Raw genomic sequence first — 16,913 nt, 5'->3', positions numbered from 1 at the left:
TTAAGGGTTATTCATCTTTAAGAGATTCGATTACTTTAACTTTTGCCGCCCTGTACGCAGGCACAAAACCTGCCAGGGTCCCTGCGACTATCAAAACAATTACTGTGGAAAAAGCAACATTAAAATTTACGGATGGATTCATAATGTAATCCACTTCAATATTTGGACCCACAATTTCCAGAAGGGCCATACTAAAAATGAGTCCTCCAAATCCGGAAATTGCCGTAACAAAAATGGCTTCGTGCAATATCATACCGATAATGGACCATGGCTTGGCTCCCAATGCTTTTCGTATTCCTATTTCGCGGGTACGTTCCTTCACTACGATCATCATAATATTACTTACACCTACAACTCCAGCTATGATCGTACAAACACCTACGAACCAGAAAAACAACTTTATGTTATTGGTTAGACCGTAGTAACGCTTGGCCTCTTCCATCGCGCTCCAAACCTCTATAGCCCCAGTATCATCCGGAGCAATGGTATGGGTTTGTTGGAGATATTCCCGAAGTCCGTTTTTAAAATCAACCGCCTGGACTACGGCTTCATCAAAGTTTTCCATTGGTGGCAAGGTAAAAGACAAGTTGTTGAGTCTGTTTCCTCCATTAAAAGTTCTTTGTGCTGTTGTTATTGGTATATATATTCTTTCTTCTTCGCGGTCTTCCATCTCCTTAAACACACCAATCACCTTGAATGGTATTCCTGAGATATCAATAAACTCACCAATTGGGGTATCTACTTCTCCAAAAACATCTTTTTTTATTTTGTTCCCGATAATGGCAACCTTCCCATTGGAAACTTCATCTTGGTAATTGATGAACCTTCCCTCTAACATTCTGGCATTTTCTATAAACTGAAAACCGGAAGCAACACCTTGAACGCTATATATCAGTGCTTCTTTTCCATAATTGACACTAACACCACGAACAAATATTCTGGCAGAACCATATTCAATATCCTCCTTGAACATTGCAGTTGCCTTGCTATAGTTTTCATTAACGAGTTGAATACGTCTTCCTGGATTGAGCCCTTTATATTCTTTGGAAGTAACACCAGGCCAAACCCAAACGCTTGTTGATGCATCTTCCTTGAACTCGTTTTCGATACCATTGCGCATACCTTGGCCAAAACCAAGCAAAATAACCAAAATGAAGATACCCGAAGCCACGGAAAGCCCGGTTAAAAAAGTACGGAGTTTGTTCTTTCGTATGGTGTCAAATATTTCTTGCCACCGTTCCAGGTCGAACATAGGTTAGCGATTTTGATTGATGAGTGACGTAAGTGTTCACCTATAAGACAATTAAACTCGCTAAATGTTACAGTTTGAGGCAAAAAAAAGGCTTATTTAGCCTCTCATTTTCCGATAAATAAAGTAGAAGAGTCCGGCCACCAAAATATAGGGCACGGCCATGAGGTAAACAATCCCGTTATTGATTGCTTCTGCAGTTTTTCCATCGGACTCACTTTCCACCACCGCACGGCACATGGCGCATTGTGCTTCCGACACAGTTGGGAGAACCAATAGGATAAGTAAAATAAACAGTAGTTTTGTTTTCATGAAAAATTAATATTGGTAATATGGTGAAATCATCAGATACACCAAAACTCCGGTTATGGCAACGTACAGCCATATTGGGAAAGTAAATTTAGCCCATTGTCTATGGCTTTCAAAATCGTCCAAATACACTTTTGAATACGTGATCAATACCAAAGGTATAACGGAAATAGACAACACAATGTGCGTCAACAAAATAAAGTAGTAGATATATTTGATAGGCCCTTCTCCTCCAAAAATGGTAGTTTCGGATGTCATGTGATAGGCCACATACATTACCAAAAACAATGCGGAAAGCACAATATTGGTAGTCATCAACCTTTGATGTATTAATTGTCGGCCATTTTTAATAGCCACCACCGCAGCAATCAATAAAATTGCCGTAAGGCCGTTAATTCCCGCATAGATAGGTGGTAAAAAAGATAATGGTTTTGCGTTTGGAATCTTGTAACCAAACAGCAGAGCCACTACTAAGGGTACAGCTACGGATATTACGGTTATTAATTTATTGAACCGTTTTTCCTTCAAAGAAATTTCCTCGGTCATTCTGCCAATAATTTTTTAATGTCCTCTTTTAAAATGGTAATTTGCTCGGTTTCACCATCAGAATTCACCCCTTTTTCTTGGGTAATGGTTCCTCGGTAATAAATGAACGGGTTACCGAATTCATCTTCACGGGAACGAATATACCCATTTTTGTCAACCAATGCGAACATGCCGGAGTGTTCAAACCCGCCCGGAGCAGCTTGATCTTCACTGGCAAAAATGTAAAATCCTTCTTGGGCCAGTTGGTAAATTTTATCTTGATCACCGGTCATTAAATGCCAATCTTTATCCGTAATCCCATATTTCTCGGCATATTTTGTCAAAACGGATGGGGTATCATATCGTGGGTTGATAGTAAAGGATGCCACCCCAAAATCCTCATCCGCCTTAAAAGTTTCCTGGAGCTCTACCAAGTTCTCCGTCATAATAGGACAAATGGTTGGGCAAGTGGTAAAGAAAAACTCCACTACATACACCTTCCCTAAATAATCTTCATTGGTAACCAATACGCTGTCTTGATCATAAAATGAAAAATCAGGCACCCTACGTTTTTCTCCTTGGTTGACTACAAAACCAACTTTGCTATCTTGAGCACTAACACTCATACGATCATTTTCCACAACTGTACCACCCTTGACCCGTTTTGTGATTTCATAAACGGCAAAGATTCCAAAAATCAAAATGATTGCGGATACCCAAATGTAGGTGTGTTTTTTCTTGTTATTTGCTCCTGTCGGCATTGTTCTTTTTTAGGGCCAGACGATATTCTGCCAAGATTATCTTGACATCGTCTACCATTTTATTATTCAGTTCGGCAACAGACGAGGTATCGAATCCGTATTTTACCCCTTCATCCTCGTCATCGGTTCGTCCTCGGAGGCTAAGGTCCTTATCTATTATAAATACATTTGGGGTCGATAGGTCATCGTTCAATTCAATATTTGTTTTTAGTGATTTGAAGAAGCTCTTTATTTCTTCCTCAGAACCAAAAGCAAAGTGCCATTTATCTACATTGGAGAGTTTACCCAACTCATTCTTCAATTCATTCACCTGCTCCTGATTTCCTTCGGGAGCTAGCATAATTATCTGAAAATCGTTGAACTTACCAAACCTCTTATATATCTTCTGGTTAAGGTTAAAGGCGTTGCCTTGCATTTTTTCCACACTGTTCCCTAAAAAACCTAAAATGGTAATCTTGTTTTTTAATTGGAGGCCAGAATCTATTATAGAAATATCTGAAACATTCTCGCTAAGTATGGGCAACCGTCCAAAATTGTTGACCCCGGAAGCAAAAAATAAGTATACTACCACCGGAAGTATAAAAAGGAGTCCTAATACGATTTTCTTTTTCATAGTGTTTAAACCGTACAAAAATAAAAAAAGACGGTTGGAAAACCGTCTTTTTAATTTGTTAAATGCTTTCTTAGAAGCTCCAAGTTATAAATCCATCCCGATACACATTATGAATATAATCTGCTTCGAACAGTAAAATAAATATTAAATAACCAATTAGAAAAAGTGGAACCCATACTATTACCCTTCTCAGTGAAGTTTTTTCATCCCTTAAGTGCATAAAATCCCATGCAATGTAATAGGCCTTAACCAAGGTTAAAATGATAAAAATCCAGTTAAGTATTTTCATGCCCAAAATATGACTATGGGTCAGGGCCCTTGGTTTAACAATACCCAAAGCAACTTCAATTGTGGTAACAATAGAGAGGAAAATAAGTACTCCCCAAATCTTCTGGGTATTCGACTTAAATTTTAATAGTCCTCTAAAAATCTCAAGTTTATGTTCGTGTGCCATTTATAATCAATGTTTTTATACCAAATAAAAGAATGTAAATACGAATACCCATACCAAATCCACAAAGTGCCAGTACAGCCCAACTTTCTCAACCATCTCGTAATGGCCTCTTCGCTGGTATGTACCAAGAATCACATTAAAGAATATGATAATGTTGATCACTACACCAGAAAATACGTGGAATCCGTGGAATCCTGTGATGAAGAAAAAGAAATCGGCAAACAATCGGTGACCGTATTCGTTATGGACAAGATTGGCTCCTTCCACTACTTGATTTGCTTCTAATATTTTGGACAAGGATTCTTTTCTATCCAAAAGGGTTTTTTCACCATCTTCGTTTAGCTGCTCGGTACGGATAAGAATATTTGGTGTTGCTTTGAAACCTTCAACCACTTCGTTTAATGAGTAAGAAGTTTTGTAACCTTCTCCTTCGAACCAAATACCTTCACTTGCTTGGTGTTTTACTCTTTCTTCTGGTAGCGTTTCTGCAAAATCGGCCAAAGCGGCTCTTTCACCAGTTTCTGCATTTACAAACTGAAGGATTCTACCTGAATTTGTTTCTACCGCTCCGTAATCACCTTTTATAAAAGTTGCCCATTCCCAAGCCTGTGACCCAACGAAGATTGCACCACCGATAATGGTAAGGAACATATAAAGGATAACCTTGTTTTGCTTTAATTTATGACCTGCATCCACAGCCAATACCATGGTCACGGAGGACATGATCAAGATAAAGGTCATAAAGGCTACATAATACATAGGGTAATTTCCATGGAAGAAGGGAACGTGGGTAAATACCTGATCAGCAACTGGCCATAGTTCTATAAACTTAAATCTTGAAAAACCATACGCCACCAAAAATCCTGAAAAGGTCAAGGCATCCGACATGATAAAAAACCACATCATCATTTTTCCATAGCTAGCGCCGAGGGGTCTATTCCCGCCTCCCCAAACGCTGTCTTCTGTACCGGTACTTACCGTTGCATCCATATAAAAGGTCGTTTTATTAAAACTTTCACAAATTTACATTTTTTGACGTATTGTAAAAGACAAAGTTGATTGAAAACTGCTCCAATCAAGTTTTATTTCACGAAATACATAAATAGAATAAGATATACCCAAATAAAATCCAAAAAATGCCAGAATGTGGCACCTAATTCCATTCCCAGCATATTTTCTGGGGCATATTTATTTTTTACTTGCTGAACCAAAACCACTAAAAGTGATATTAAACCCGCCACTACGTGAGCTATATGTACAGCTGCAATCAAAAATACATAGGACATTTTTATATTGCTAGTAGGACCGGTAAAATAATATCCATTTTCCAACATTTGAGAAAAACCTACAAATTGTAGTGATACAAATGTGATTCCCAGTGCCAACGTGATGAGCAAAAATATGGTCCCCATCCTTTGATCGTCCTTGGCTACAGACTTTTTCGCAATAAAATAGGTAATACTACTCAAGATTATCATGGCGGTACTTATGAAGAATGCGCTTGGCAGCTCCAAATCGCTCACCCAATCTTCCCGTTTACTACTCACTATATAGGCGCTGGTCCAACCGGCAAAGCCCATGATCAAACTCACTATACCGAACCAGAGCATCATCTTTTTTGCCCGCCTGTTCTTTTCCTCTGCTGTTCCTTGGGTTAAATCCATTTTAGTTTATAAACTTATCTATTACGTACACTATTTGAATCAATGATATATAGGTAACACTGGCCAACATTAGCTTTCGCGCTGATGCGTTGTCCCTGTTTTCATATAATTTGAAGGCAAAAAACAACATCACCAATCCAGACAACAACACAATTGCTGCTGCAGGAATGGAAAGGTGCAAACGTCCTGTATAACCAAACACTGGAATTATGGAGATAACGATCATCCAAATGGTATAAAGGATAATCTGCATTGCAGTCCCCTTATCCTTTTTTCCCGTTGGCAACATTTTAAAGCCTGCTTGTTTGTAATCTTCGTCCAACATCCATCCCAATGCCCAAAAATGTGGGAACTGCCAAAAAAACTGAATCATAAACAAAGTACCGGGCTCGATTCCAAAATCATCCGTTGCCGCCACCCAACCTAACATGAATGGTATGGCTCCAGGAAAAGCCCCAACAAAAACAGATAATGGTGACTTTGTTTTTAAAGGCGTATAAACACTGGTATATAAAAATATGGATATAGCACCGAACATGGCCGTTTTGGGACTAAGGGCAAAAAGCGACAGTACTCCCAAAACCGTTAGCGTTACTGCAATAATCAACGCAGTTTTCACAGACATTCTACCTGAGGGAATCGGTCTATTTTTGGTACGCTTCATTAAAGCGTCCAAATCTTTTTCTATAATTTGATTGTAGGCATTAGATGCCCCCACCATACAGTAACCACCGAACATCAATAGCAATAAAGAAACCAGGTCAATTTGATAAGCCCCCAACAAGTACCCTGCAATGGATGAGAAAACTACGCTAATGGCCAGTCTGGCCTTAGTAATCTCCTTAAAATCAGAAAATAGTAAGGAAAGGGTATTATTTTTAACGGAACCTACGGCAGATTTCATCCACATCTTTATTGGCTGGCAAAGATAACGTCAGCATATATCTTTTGCAACCTATTGACGGTCTTTGTATTATTTTTGAATAATACCCTACCTTACCAAAAAAATTTAAAACCTCAAATTATGCGTAATATCCCAAGTTTTTTGCTCTTATTGTCTCTCTTGACAGCTCAAGCCCAAAGCAATGAAGTTGACATTACAATTGACACGCTCGCCCAGAATACCTATATGCTCACCGGAAGCGGTGGAAATATTGGGATTTACGTAGGCAAGGAAAAGGTCTTTATGATCGATGACCAGTTTGCACCGCTCAGCAATAAAATAAAAGCAACCATCACAACTCTTACCGACAAGCCTATCAGTTATTTGGTAAACACCCATATGCACGGCGACCATACTGGGGGCAACCCTAATTTTAACACGAGCCAAACTGTACTTGTGGCCCAACAAAATGTTAGAAAACGCCTTAAAATCAATGGAGCGGAGAAAGTATCGGCCAACGAAATGGATGAGCAAGATTATGAAAAATTGCTCCCTGAAATCACCTTTTCCGACGACCTAACTTTTTATGATGGGGAAGAGACCGTAATGCTGTTCCATGTACACAATGCCCACACTGACGGAGATTCAATGATCTATTTTGTAAATGAAAATGTACTGCACATGGGAGATACTTATTTTTCCGGACGATACCCCTATATAGACTTAAATAGTGGTGGAAGTATTAATGGATACATCAATGCCCATAAAAAAGCTTTGCTTGTAATTGATTCAGAAACTAAAATAATACCCGGTCATGGAAGACCATCGAACAAATCAGAGCTGGAAAATTATGTGAAAATCCTGGAGGATATCAAACAAATCATTCAAGACGAAATATCAGCAGGAAAATCTTTGGCGGAAGTAAAGAACAACAATGGTTTGACATCAAAGTATGATGACCAATACGGAACCGGCTTCATTAGTCCAGAAAGAATCCGCGAAATCGTATATGTGAGCCTCACCTCACCGATTAAAGATTAAAATAAAAAAAGCCCTGACGTTTGAATCAGGGCTTTTTCCATTCCTGCCTCGACAGGAATTGTATAAATCTTACTGTAGTTTAAAAGTAATCGGAATACTGAAAGGTACTTTTACCGGTCTACCTCTTTGTTTTCCAGGAGTCATTTTAGGCAATTTTTCAATAATACGCAATGCCTCGGCTTCCAAGTTTTTATCTGGTCCGCGCATTCTAATGTTTCCGATACTTCCATCCTTCTGGATAACGAAAATAACACTTACCCTACCTTGAACACCCATTTCCTGAGCGATTTCTGGGTAACGGAAGTTTTTACGGATATGTTTCTGCATCATTTCTTGGAAACAAGCTTTTTTATCACTAGCTCCTTCACAGCCTGGAAATACCGGCACATCCTCAATTACGGCAAAAGGAACAGATATATCCTCTTCTACCTCTTCCACTTCAACTTCCTCGATTTCGATTACCTCTTCCTCTTGGCTAGTTTCAGTAGACTCGATTACGGTCTCTTCCACTTCTTCTTCATCTTCTACAACCTCGATAACTTCGGGGGCAGCAGGTGGCGGTGGCGGTGGCGGAGTCTTAATTTGCTCGGTCATTGGAACTTCTTCGTCCAATTGATCTTCGACATTCAGAGAAATGTCGTAGTTATTGACCTTGTCATATTTTTTCCACTCCATGGCTCCGTAGACCAATGCCAAAACAGCAGCCAATCCTATAACAAAATATAGTGCGCTATTTCTTCCTACGTCTGCTTTCGGGTTCTTTTTTGGTTCCATCCTTTTCTCCTTTTCTAAATTTAGTGTTTGCTAATTTAATTATTAATTGGCTAAATAAACAATTAAAATTTCCATTTTAACGGGTTTTTCTTAGAAAATACCCATTGAATTAGACCAATTCCTGCAAATGCTCCTAAAGTATTTGCCAAAACATCTCCAAATTCGGCCATGCGATCTGTTGTGATCGTATATTGTAACACCTCAATTATTATACCATAGATTATGGCCAAAACCAAAACCATTCTCATTGTTTTGACCAACCCCCAGCTTCCGCTGGTTCTTTCTCGAAAACTTAGACAACCCGTAAAAGCGAACACCGTATAAAAAATAAAATGTGTGATTTTGTCTGCATAAGGAATATCCAAACTCCCTGTATCCAAATTCATGCTTGAGAAAGAAAATAAGCTGAGCATTGTTATAAAAACTACCCAGCCTATAAATAATAAGGTGTATAAATATTTTCTAAGCACCGATCAATGCCTTGTAGTCATCGGCACTCATTAAATCGTCCACCTCAGAGGCTTCGCTCATTTTTATCTTTACCATCCAACCATCACCATACGGGTCAGAGTTCACTTTTTCAGGCTCATCTTCCAATGCCTCATTAAACTCTACAATCTCTCCGCTCAAGGGCAAAAACAAATCAGAAACTGTTTTTACCGCTTCAACGGTTCCAAACACCTCTTCTTTATCCAAGGTTTCGTCAACGGTCTCCACTTCAACGTAAACTATATCCCCTAGTTCACTTTGGGCAAAATCGGTAATACCTACGGTTGCGATATCTCCATCTATCTTGACCCACTCATGGTCTTTTGTGTACTTTAATTCTGATGGTATGTTCATTACTATATGTTTGAATTAGTCGATGGACAAATGTAACAGATTGCGGAAAGCTTTTCAAAGAAACTTTGCGACAAAATGAAAGAAAAGTGGTTTGCCTTACTGATTAGTTTCCAAAGTTGTACCTCAACGTAAAGCCTGTATTGATTGTTGTTTGCGGAAAAGCAGTGGAAACGGCAAATTCTGAAAAGGAATGATCATAGAAGAACAGCGCATTCAAACTTTTGCTCAACGCATAATCTGCGGTGAACTTTACGGACATTAACCGTTGCCCCGAAGTAATCTGGTTATTGTCGATATCCAAATTACGGATTATTGTGATATTATCACGTAGTGATATGTCCGCCTTCAGGTTTAAATCTCCTTTTAGTCTGGTTTTCTCTCCACCAATATTGGTCACAAATTTTACGTCCTTAAAACGGTATCCCAATCCAAGGGTATACTCATTTCCGTTGATTTCCGTCAAAAGATTATTATCAAAACTTAGTGACAATGTTCTACTTGTTCTTACTTCAGCCAATAAACTAAAAGAATTCTGCATCTCAAAATCAACTCGCATTAATGGACTGAACTCATCGGTAAGTACTACGTTATTGATCAATGTTTTTGGAAGCAAATCACCCGTTTCCGTATCAAATGTGGTATTCTGACGCTCCAAATTGGTCTGAAACGAGTTGACGCTATAGGCTGCTCGATAGCCATGACTCAATGAAAAACGTTTAAATTTCTTTTTGAACCACCTGTTTTTCATCAACCCAGTGTACTTAATGTTCCAATTGGGAATCGGGATTTCACGGAAGGCATCCATATTAACCCGTTCTGCATCTTGTCCTGTATAAGCCGCAAAGAACGCTGGGAGCAATACTTCTTGCTGTGTTTTACCATAACGTTCCGGAAAACCGTCCTCATCCAGTTCGCCTGGGCTTTGCCCTCTATCGGCCACCAATCTATTGGCGATAGTGATTCTATTTTGCTTGAATTGCTCAAAGGTTTCGGAATCGAATTCATCACTTTTACTGAACACGGTTCCAATCATCACCGTAGAAATACTAAAATTCCCCATCTCGTTGATAAGGCCATCTTGACCATTTATCCATTCTTCTGGACTATAGCTTTCTTGTGACGAACTCATATAATTCCTATCGGCACTCAAATCAATGGTCAAGTCCTGTGTAGGCTGTGCCGTTGCGGTGATGTTCAATTGTTTATTGGTATTTTGCATAAACTGCGTGCTATACTCGGGATAATTGGTCAACCATCCGTTACGTGCCGCTTCAAAACGCACATCGGCCTGACTTCCGAACACAAAGCCCAATGTTGGGCGAGTAGAACCAATAAAGCCTATGGATTGTGTATATCCCGGTAATACTGTTCCATTGTTCTCGCTATAGTTTACATTTACCCGTTTTACCATGGTCAAGATATCCACCAAGGTATTAAATCCTTTACTTGTTTTTCTTGGCCCATCGATATCTTCACCACCTGCAGGATTCCCTGCTTTATCCCTTCTTACAGCTACTTGGTTGGCGGTTACTTTACCGTCCCGTTTCTTAAGACCTAAAAAGTCATAAAAACGTTGCATGCTCATATTTGCCGTAAGATTATGTGTACTTGCATTCTGAACCGTATTGATATTTTCCCCTGCAACCTCAAACAAGGCATCACCTCCACGTTGCCAATCAAAATTACTGGTGTAGGTGTACTGTGCATTTATAAAATTGAGAAAAGGTATTTTACTAAAAGGCAGTTCGTAATTTAACTGCATTTGTTGTGCATGCCTATTGGGCTCACCGATATCAAAAAAACCATCCCATAGATCCAAGGCTGGGTTGATACCAGAATCACGATCATCGTCCACATTAAAATAATTACGAACAATATTGTTGTTGGATGCGGTCAAATTCAATCTCAGCGATTTTGTAATACTGTAGTTAAGCGCGTATTGCCAATTAAACATATAATTGCGTTGTTGTAACAATGGCAATTCCAATGCATCCACCCCCGGCTCCAATACATCCCTATACCTTTGTTGGTTAAAGGAGCGGTTATAGTTGGCGTTTACCGAAAAACTGGTCGGCAACGCATTAAAGTTCAAGTCTTTTAACCATTGCCAATATTTTCCTGTGAACAAGGAATCCTTTTTAGCAAAGGGCGCCACCGGAGCGGGTCTAAAATTGTGATTGTACACAAATCCGGTGGAAACACTTTGATCCCTAAGTTCGGCGACTTCAAAATCCCTGTGGTCCGTTTCGTTGTAAGAATAATTGAAGGTAAAGTTCTCTACGTCAAAGAAATTCTCCTCAGCTTCCTCTCCTCTATTTTTTCTAACACCGATCAAATTGATACTTGTACGCTTTGTATAATCTTCGGCCTGTTCTTTTATGGACTCGGCCTCTTCGGCTGTCGATGCCGCAGCTATTCTATCATCTAACCTTAAATCATCATACACAGGGTCAAACTCCGGAGTAATCAATGTTTCAGATATTCCATAATTGAACGGAAGTTGAAGGTTCCATTTTTTTGGAAACAACTGTCCTACATTTACATTGGTTACCACATCATAAGAAATAGCATCTTCCAAAGCACGTTGTGTTGGAGATTGATCTATTGAGCCAAATCCAGATGTACTTCTACTTCCTGTCGCCGTTACATTAGCGAAATCGGCCATGTTAGCATCCAAAGCAGCCGTGGCAGCCCATCCACCATTATTCTCCAAACCGGCCAACCTCAACTCATTGAACCATATTTCTCCCCTAGCAGGAAGGGCATCAATATTTTTAACTCCCAGCATCATACCTCGAATACTGCCTAAAGATGGATTACCACGAATTCCAATACGAATGGTTCCCAAAGTCCTTGGCGCAAACTCATCTACAAGAACCGGTTCTCCATCAATAATTTCGTAATATTTGATATCTGTCAATGTTTCATCCGAAATACCTTTAGACTTAACCTTTCGCAGGTCGCTCATTGCCACTTCCAGCTGATTGACATCTGGCCATATTTCTTCTGATGTCGACGAACCAAAAGGTGTAAATTGAAGAGGTAACTCTATTTGATAAAAGTTTTCTTTAAAATCTGTTCCCAACCTAAGAAACCCAACTAAAGGCGTATCATCATCCCCATAATCTGAATTAAATATTTTCTCGGCATGCATAAACATTTTAATACGTTCATATTGACGCATATCTATACTAAGATTTTTAAATACCCCTCGAGAATCTTGCGGCTCCAAGTTTTCTACTTTTAGGGATAAGGACTGCTCATTTTGACGAATAATGGTATTATTATTATTCAATTGCTCCCTAAACACCCCCGGAGGCAACACATAAGGTATTGGCTGTCTCCCATAGTTTTCTTCAATATTTACTGTATTTACATCAATCGCTGTGGCATCATCGGAGGGATCATTATCAACATCTGGCTGAAGAGAACTCGTGTAAGTTCTCCAATCCCCACGAACCAAATCCAGAGTGGCGAAACGAAGTACTACATCATCCAAAAATCCTGTAAGGTACATTCGCATGAAACTAATGGACCTAAAATCGGAAATTCCACCAACAGCATCGGTAAAATCACTCAATGGTATTTTATATTGTATCCACCTTCTGTTCAATTGGGTTCCATTGGGCAATGTTGGCGTAAGACCTTCACGAATATCCGTTACATACTTATCATCAATAGTGGTATTGGGCTTTATCTGAATTCTATATTCGTAATAACTATTGACCGTGTTCATGGTCAAATCCCTGTCTATATCCTCCACATCAGGTAAGGTAGTGGAGCCTCGATTGGTGTCGGTAACGGCGACAGGAGAGTTCCCTTGTGTATTGTTAAAATCCGAGTACCGCTCCAAAACTCCTCCATCCCTGTTTAAGTAATATTGGTAATTGTCCAAGGCAGGGTCCTCTGCCGGACCATTATAAATGGCAGCTTCTGCAGCATCATCATATCCATCCAAACCAAGGTCTTGTACTGCTCTGTTGGCCTCATCGGCATCAAAGGCATACACTAAAGATTGTGTAGATGGAACTTGACCCCAAATGGTTTCCCTCGGTATTTCATTATTGGTACTTGCGGGCAATCCGTTTTCATATTGCTTTCGACCATCTTTTAATATGTCTTCGGAAATATTACCCAAGTTAAGCACGAGCTCTCCTGCATTTGCATCGGTTGTCTCTCCATCAATGTATGGGTCCAATACCCAAAACTGAACAAATTCCACATTGGATTGTTCAAAGTTGGTACTGCTCAACGGTCGCATAATACCACCCCACTTATTTTCTGGAGCCTCAGAATCAAAACTTGGGTTAGCGTTATAAGGCCCTTTTTGATTGGGATAGTAAACAATATCCAATGTACTTTGTACTTGCGTTTGTCCCTGAGCAATATCCGTCTCGGTAAATACTTCATCAATAAAAACCCTACGGGTACTGTTCAAGGAAATATCATTATCCGACATTCCCGTTGGCCTTTGATTGGTATAAAAAATAGGATCGATAGTGTACCATGCCATTTTCGCCCTTTCGTAACCTACATCTATACCAGTTCTATCATCTACAAATTCAACTGGTGGACTAGCTAAGGTCCATCCTAAGGAAGAACGAATATCAATCAAGGCTTGCGCTCCTTCAAAATCGTCTAAATACGTTGTTGTTTCCCCTTGAAAATCCGCATTTTTAGGAGAGTTTGGCTTCAAAAAAGCCACCTCACCACGCAGGCTCAGGTTAGACGGCACATCAGTATCTATATTTGGCAGTTTATTCGCCAATCTTGTTAAGAATGGAATTTCGGTGCTAAAATTTCCGTTTAAACCGTAAATAGTATTGTTCACCGGTTCCACACCATAGTTGGATTTTTGGGTTAGGGGCCGCTCATTTAAATTTAGGAAGGTCCCGCCCAAAACAAATTTATCATTGAATTTGTGCTCGACGTTCACACCTGCGAATCTCCTTGTCTGCTGACCAAATACCGCATTGTTCTCAACAGAAATATTTATTGGCGTGTCCGAAGCCTGCAAACTTGGATCTAGTATTTGTACGGTTCCTGCCTGATAGTTCACTGTATAATCAATACCTTCTTGTAGTTGGCGTCCTCCTGCGGTAACCGTAACGGAGCCTTGTGGCACATTGAATGCCCCAATTGGAATACCATTGTTGGATTGAGATGTGTATCTTCCTTTTATCTGAAAACGATTCTTTTCAGCATCCTGTAACGAAGCTGCCTTAGTTTTGGCATACATGTTCCTAAACACATAACGTTGTTGATTGGGGTTGTAACCCTGATCATTATCAACATCATATACTCCACCACCTAATTTTTCAAAAAGATACTCTCCAAATGGCTCAACCTTTGTAAAAATGATACGCCCCGATTGAGAGTCAACAGTAATTCCCTCCACATAGTCAAAAAATCCATCTCCTCCTGGCTGTACATCATCGTAGGTGTTCAGGCGGTCAAAATTAAACACGTTTAACAATATCTGATCCTGCAAACCTGCCGGCCATCCTGCATTGGGGTCAACTGGAGTAATATAGTTTCTTGGTGTTGGATCGGAATAAAGGATGTTCAGTTTAAAATCTTCTTCATTCAATTGATAGGCTCCCGTGGAATAGATGTTTTTCATCATCAAATCCCAAATAGGATCTTGAACATTGGTAATATTACTTTTCAACAACTTCAAAATCAACGCATTGTTCTCTATCAAGTTGGAGTTTGGCGGAATTGTTGTGGCGTCTACACCGCCATTGGCAAACTCTCCTACCTGGAACACCTGTCCGTTGTAAGTATACTGAAAAGCCACCCCCAAAACCTCATCATTGCTCAAGCTCTGGCTCAATGAAATATACCCCAATTGGGAATCAAATTCATAATCCCGGCCCGGTTCCAATTTTCTGGCATTTTCCAGAATGGCATAATCGAACCCTTGGTTTACGGTATACCCTGGAATATTGAACCCAGATTCCACAGTCGCAATGTCCCGAATAGATTGTGTCAATGCTCCACTTCCAATTTGATTTGGGTCGTATGCATTGGCTGCATTTTGAGGCAATCCGGTCGCTATTGCGGAAGGGTTAAAAAATCCAGGTGGATTTCCATTGTTAACTCCGATTCGAGTGTTATTATCCAGAGCTTCTCCCAAATCCTGAATAGCAACAATGTTTCTAACATTTTGGGTTTGTTGGTTTCTATTGGTCACCCAAACCTCCAAACGGGTGATTTGTACTTGACTTTGGATAAAAGGGTAAAACTCCAATGCTCGGTCGTAATTGTTCCGAAAATAATGTGAGAGAAAAAAGTGTCTGTCCTCATCATAATCCAAGGCTGTAAGGGCAAATTCATTTATAGTACCTCCTCCTTGTGCCACTACGGTATTGTTTTGTGATCGTTGTTCAGAAAAAACCGCGGTCACCGTTGTTTTTCCAAACTGAAGTTGCGTCTTAACACCGAATAAGCTTTGGGCACCCGTAATCAATGAACTGTTGAGTGGCATGCTCACATTACCCACTTCTATTTTTTGAATGATATCGTCTTCTGTTGGAGTATAGTCGAGTTTTACCAAATTCTGGAAATCGAATGTGGCCTCGGTATCATAATTTGCCGTTACCTGAAGACGCTCTCCTACTTTCCCCAGCAAACTCAAACTGATTCGTTGATCAAAATCAAAAGAAAGATTGGTTCTGTTTCTTGGCGATAGTGCAGGGTTATCATTCTTCTGCCATAAAACTCCTAAATCCATGGCAACGGAACCTTGCGGAATCACTTCGATAGTGTTTCCTCCAAAAATGGTTTCAAAAAAATTGTTGTTTACATAAAAGTTGGGCAATAGATTTTTACGTGCCTCTTCACTCCCCTCTTTTTTCCCCGCATAGGCATCCGCCTTTTGCTTAAAGTAAGATTTCATCTGTTCTTTTTGAACAAGATCGTAGTATTGTTCCGGGGTAAGAATAACTGGATAATTAACATTGAAATCGCCAATGCTCTCAGTGTAGATATATCTATCTGTTTTTGGGTCGTAGGTATATTTGGCAACAATGCTATCCGGATCGTCCATAATGAGGCGACCGAGCTCAACTCCCGTCTTTACGGAATCCTGAGCCTGTTCGTTGGTCTCCTGCGCCATAATAGTGGATATGGACAGTAAACAAACAACAAAGAAAATGTACTTAAAGCGCGTTGGTTTAAGTATTGGTTTTGCCCCTCTTTTCAAACTAGTTACAAATTTTTCAGCGCTTGTTTAATAATGTTCTCTACGCTCAACGAAGTATCTTGGGAAAGTACCTTGTCAACTACCTTTTCAGATTGCTTTCTGGTAAAACCAAGAACCTCTAATGCAGATAACGCTTCTTCTTTATTTGTATTGTTTGATTGTTGTGAAACTTCGCCTATGTCGTAAACTTTTAAAATCTTGTCTTTTAAGTCCAAGATTACACGCTGTGCTGTTTTGGCTCCAATCCCTTTTACAGACTGGATTGCAGGTACATCGCCATTGGCTATGGCATCCCTAACATCGGATGGGGACAAGGAAGATAACATGGTACGTGCTGTACTAGCTCCGACCCCAGAAACCGATATCAATAAACGGAACACTTCTCGCTCCGCTCTCTCGGCAAATCCGAACAGGGTATGAGAATCCTCCTTGACCAATAAATCGGTGTAAATGAATATATTTTCCTCATCAGAAAGCAAGGAAAATGTATGCAGGGAAATATTCAAAAAATAACCTACCCCATTGCATTCCACAATAGCGTGCGTTGGGTTTTTCTCAACCAGCTTTCCTCTTAAATGGGTAATCATTAT

At 39.8% G+C, this 16,913-nt stretch carries 15 protein-coding genes; 1 reads left to right on the top strand and 14 read right to left on the bottom strand.

Annotation, left to right across the window (positions count from 1 at the left end; genetic code table 11):
• Positions 1 to 7: 7 nt before the first annotated feature.
• The 9 genes from ACQQ5U_RS10955 to cyoE form a co-directional block, all read right to left on the bottom strand.
• Positions 8 to 1,252: an ABC transporter permease gene (locus ACQQ5U_RS10955; RefSeq protein ID WP_437397481.1), complete on the bottom strand. Its 1,245-nt coding sequence runs from the start codon at positions 1,250 to 1,252 to the stop codon at positions 8 to 10.
• A gap of 96 nt (positions 1,253 to 1,348) precedes the next feature.
• Positions 1,349 to 1,561 carry a hypothetical protein gene (locus ACQQ5U_RS10950; protein WP_437397479.1) on the bottom strand — a complete coding sequence of 71 codons (213 nt, stop codon included), beginning with the start codon at positions 1,559 to 1,561 and terminating at the stop codon, positions 1,349 to 1,351.
• Positions 1,562 to 1,567: 6 nt separating this feature from the next.
• Positions 1,568 to 2,104 carry a DUF420 domain-containing protein gene (locus ACQQ5U_RS10945; RefSeq protein WP_437397478.1) on the bottom strand — a complete coding sequence of 179 codons (537 nt, stop codon included), beginning with the start codon at positions 2,102 to 2,104 and terminating at the stop codon, positions 1,568 to 1,570.
• Positions 2,101 to 2,844: an SCO family protein gene (locus ACQQ5U_RS10940; protein ID WP_437397476.1), complete on the bottom strand. Its 744-nt coding sequence runs from the start codon at positions 2,842 to 2,844 to the stop codon at positions 2,101 to 2,103. Before ACQQ5U_RS10940 ends, ACQQ5U_RS10945 begins: the two co-directional genes overlap by 4 nt.
• On the bottom strand, positions 2,825 to 3,457 hold the full coding sequence (locus ACQQ5U_RS10935; protein WP_437397475.1) for a hypothetical protein: 633 nt from the start codon (positions 3,455 to 3,457) through the stop codon (positions 2,825 to 2,827). Before ACQQ5U_RS10935 ends, ACQQ5U_RS10940 begins: the two co-directional genes overlap by 20 nt.
• A 70-nt stretch (positions 3,458 to 3,527) precedes the next feature.
• Entirely contained in the window at positions 3,528 to 3,911 is a 384-nt protein-coding gene (locus tag ACQQ5U_RS10930) for a cytochrome C oxidase subunit IV family protein (RefSeq protein ID WP_437397473.1), read from the bottom strand.
• 15 nt (positions 3,912 to 3,926) lie between these two features.
• Positions 3,927 to 4,901, bottom strand: a complete 975-nt coding sequence (locus ACQQ5U_RS10925) for a cytochrome c oxidase subunit 3 (protein ID WP_437397472.1) — start codon at positions 4,899 to 4,901, stop codon at positions 3,927 to 3,929.
• 92 nt (positions 4,902 to 4,993) lie between these two features.
• On the bottom strand, positions 4,994 to 5,575 hold the full coding sequence (locus ACQQ5U_RS10920) for a cytochrome c oxidase subunit 3 (RefSeq protein ID WP_437397471.1): 582 nt from the start codon (positions 5,573 to 5,575) through the stop codon (positions 4,994 to 4,996).
• Position 5,576: 1 nt separating this feature from the next.
• Positions 5,577 to 6,479 (bottom strand): heme o synthase, encoded by a 903-nt coding sequence (gene cyoE, locus ACQQ5U_RS10915; RefSeq protein ID WP_437397469.1) that lies wholly within the window; start codon positions 6,477 to 6,479, stop codon positions 5,577 to 5,579.
• Between the two features lie 120 nt (positions 6,480 to 6,599).
• On the opposite strand from cyoE, the gene ACQQ5U_RS10910 reads away from it, so the two are divergent.
• Positions 6,600 to 7,499: an MBL fold metallo-hydrolase gene (locus tag ACQQ5U_RS10910; RefSeq protein ID WP_437397467.1), complete on the top strand. Its 900-nt coding sequence runs from the start codon at positions 6,600 to 6,602 to the stop codon at positions 7,497 to 7,499.
• 69 nt (positions 7,500 to 7,568) lie between these two features.
• Here ACQQ5U_RS10910 and ACQQ5U_RS10905 read toward each other — a convergent pair whose 3' ends face one another.
• The 5 genes from ACQQ5U_RS10905 to ruvA all read right to left on the bottom strand — a co-directional run bounded on the left by ACQQ5U_RS10905 (position 7,569) and on the right by ruvA (position 16,910).
• Positions 7,569 to 8,273: an energy transducer TonB gene (locus ACQQ5U_RS10905; RefSeq protein WP_437397465.1), complete on the bottom strand. Its 705-nt coding sequence runs from the start codon at positions 8,271 to 8,273 to the stop codon at positions 7,569 to 7,571.
• 62 nt (positions 8,274 to 8,335) lie between these two features.
• Positions 8,336 to 8,743 (bottom strand): VanZ family protein, encoded by a 408-nt coding sequence (locus ACQQ5U_RS10900; RefSeq protein ID WP_437397463.1) that lies wholly within the window; start codon positions 8,741 to 8,743, stop codon positions 8,336 to 8,338.
• Entirely contained in the window at positions 8,736 to 9,116 is a 381-nt protein-coding gene (gene gcvH, locus ACQQ5U_RS10895) for a glycine cleavage system protein GcvH (RefSeq protein ID WP_437397461.1), read from the bottom strand. Before gcvH ends, ACQQ5U_RS10900 begins: the two co-directional genes overlap by 8 nt.
• Before the next feature lie 103 nt (positions 9,117 to 9,219).
• Positions 9,220 to 16,323 (bottom strand): cell surface protein SprA, encoded by a 7,104-nt coding sequence (gene sprA, locus ACQQ5U_RS10890; RefSeq protein WP_437397459.1) that lies wholly within the window; start codon positions 16,321 to 16,323, stop codon positions 9,220 to 9,222.
• Between the two features lie 5 nt (positions 16,324 to 16,328).
• Positions 16,329 to 16,910 (bottom strand): Holliday junction branch migration protein RuvA, encoded by a 582-nt coding sequence (gene ruvA / locus ACQQ5U_RS10885; protein WP_437397458.1) that lies wholly within the window; start codon positions 16,908 to 16,910, stop codon positions 16,329 to 16,331.
• Positions 16,911 to 16,913 lie beyond the last annotated feature (3 nt).

Source organism: Flagellimonas lutimaris, assembly GCF_051494225.1.
GTDB lineage: Bacteria > Bacteroidota > Bacteroidia > Flavobacteriales > Flavobacteriaceae > Flagellimonas > Flagellimonas lutimaris_A.
The sequence above is the reverse complement of the archived record's forward strand: the minus strand, read 5'-3'. Positions and strand labels throughout refer to the sequence as shown.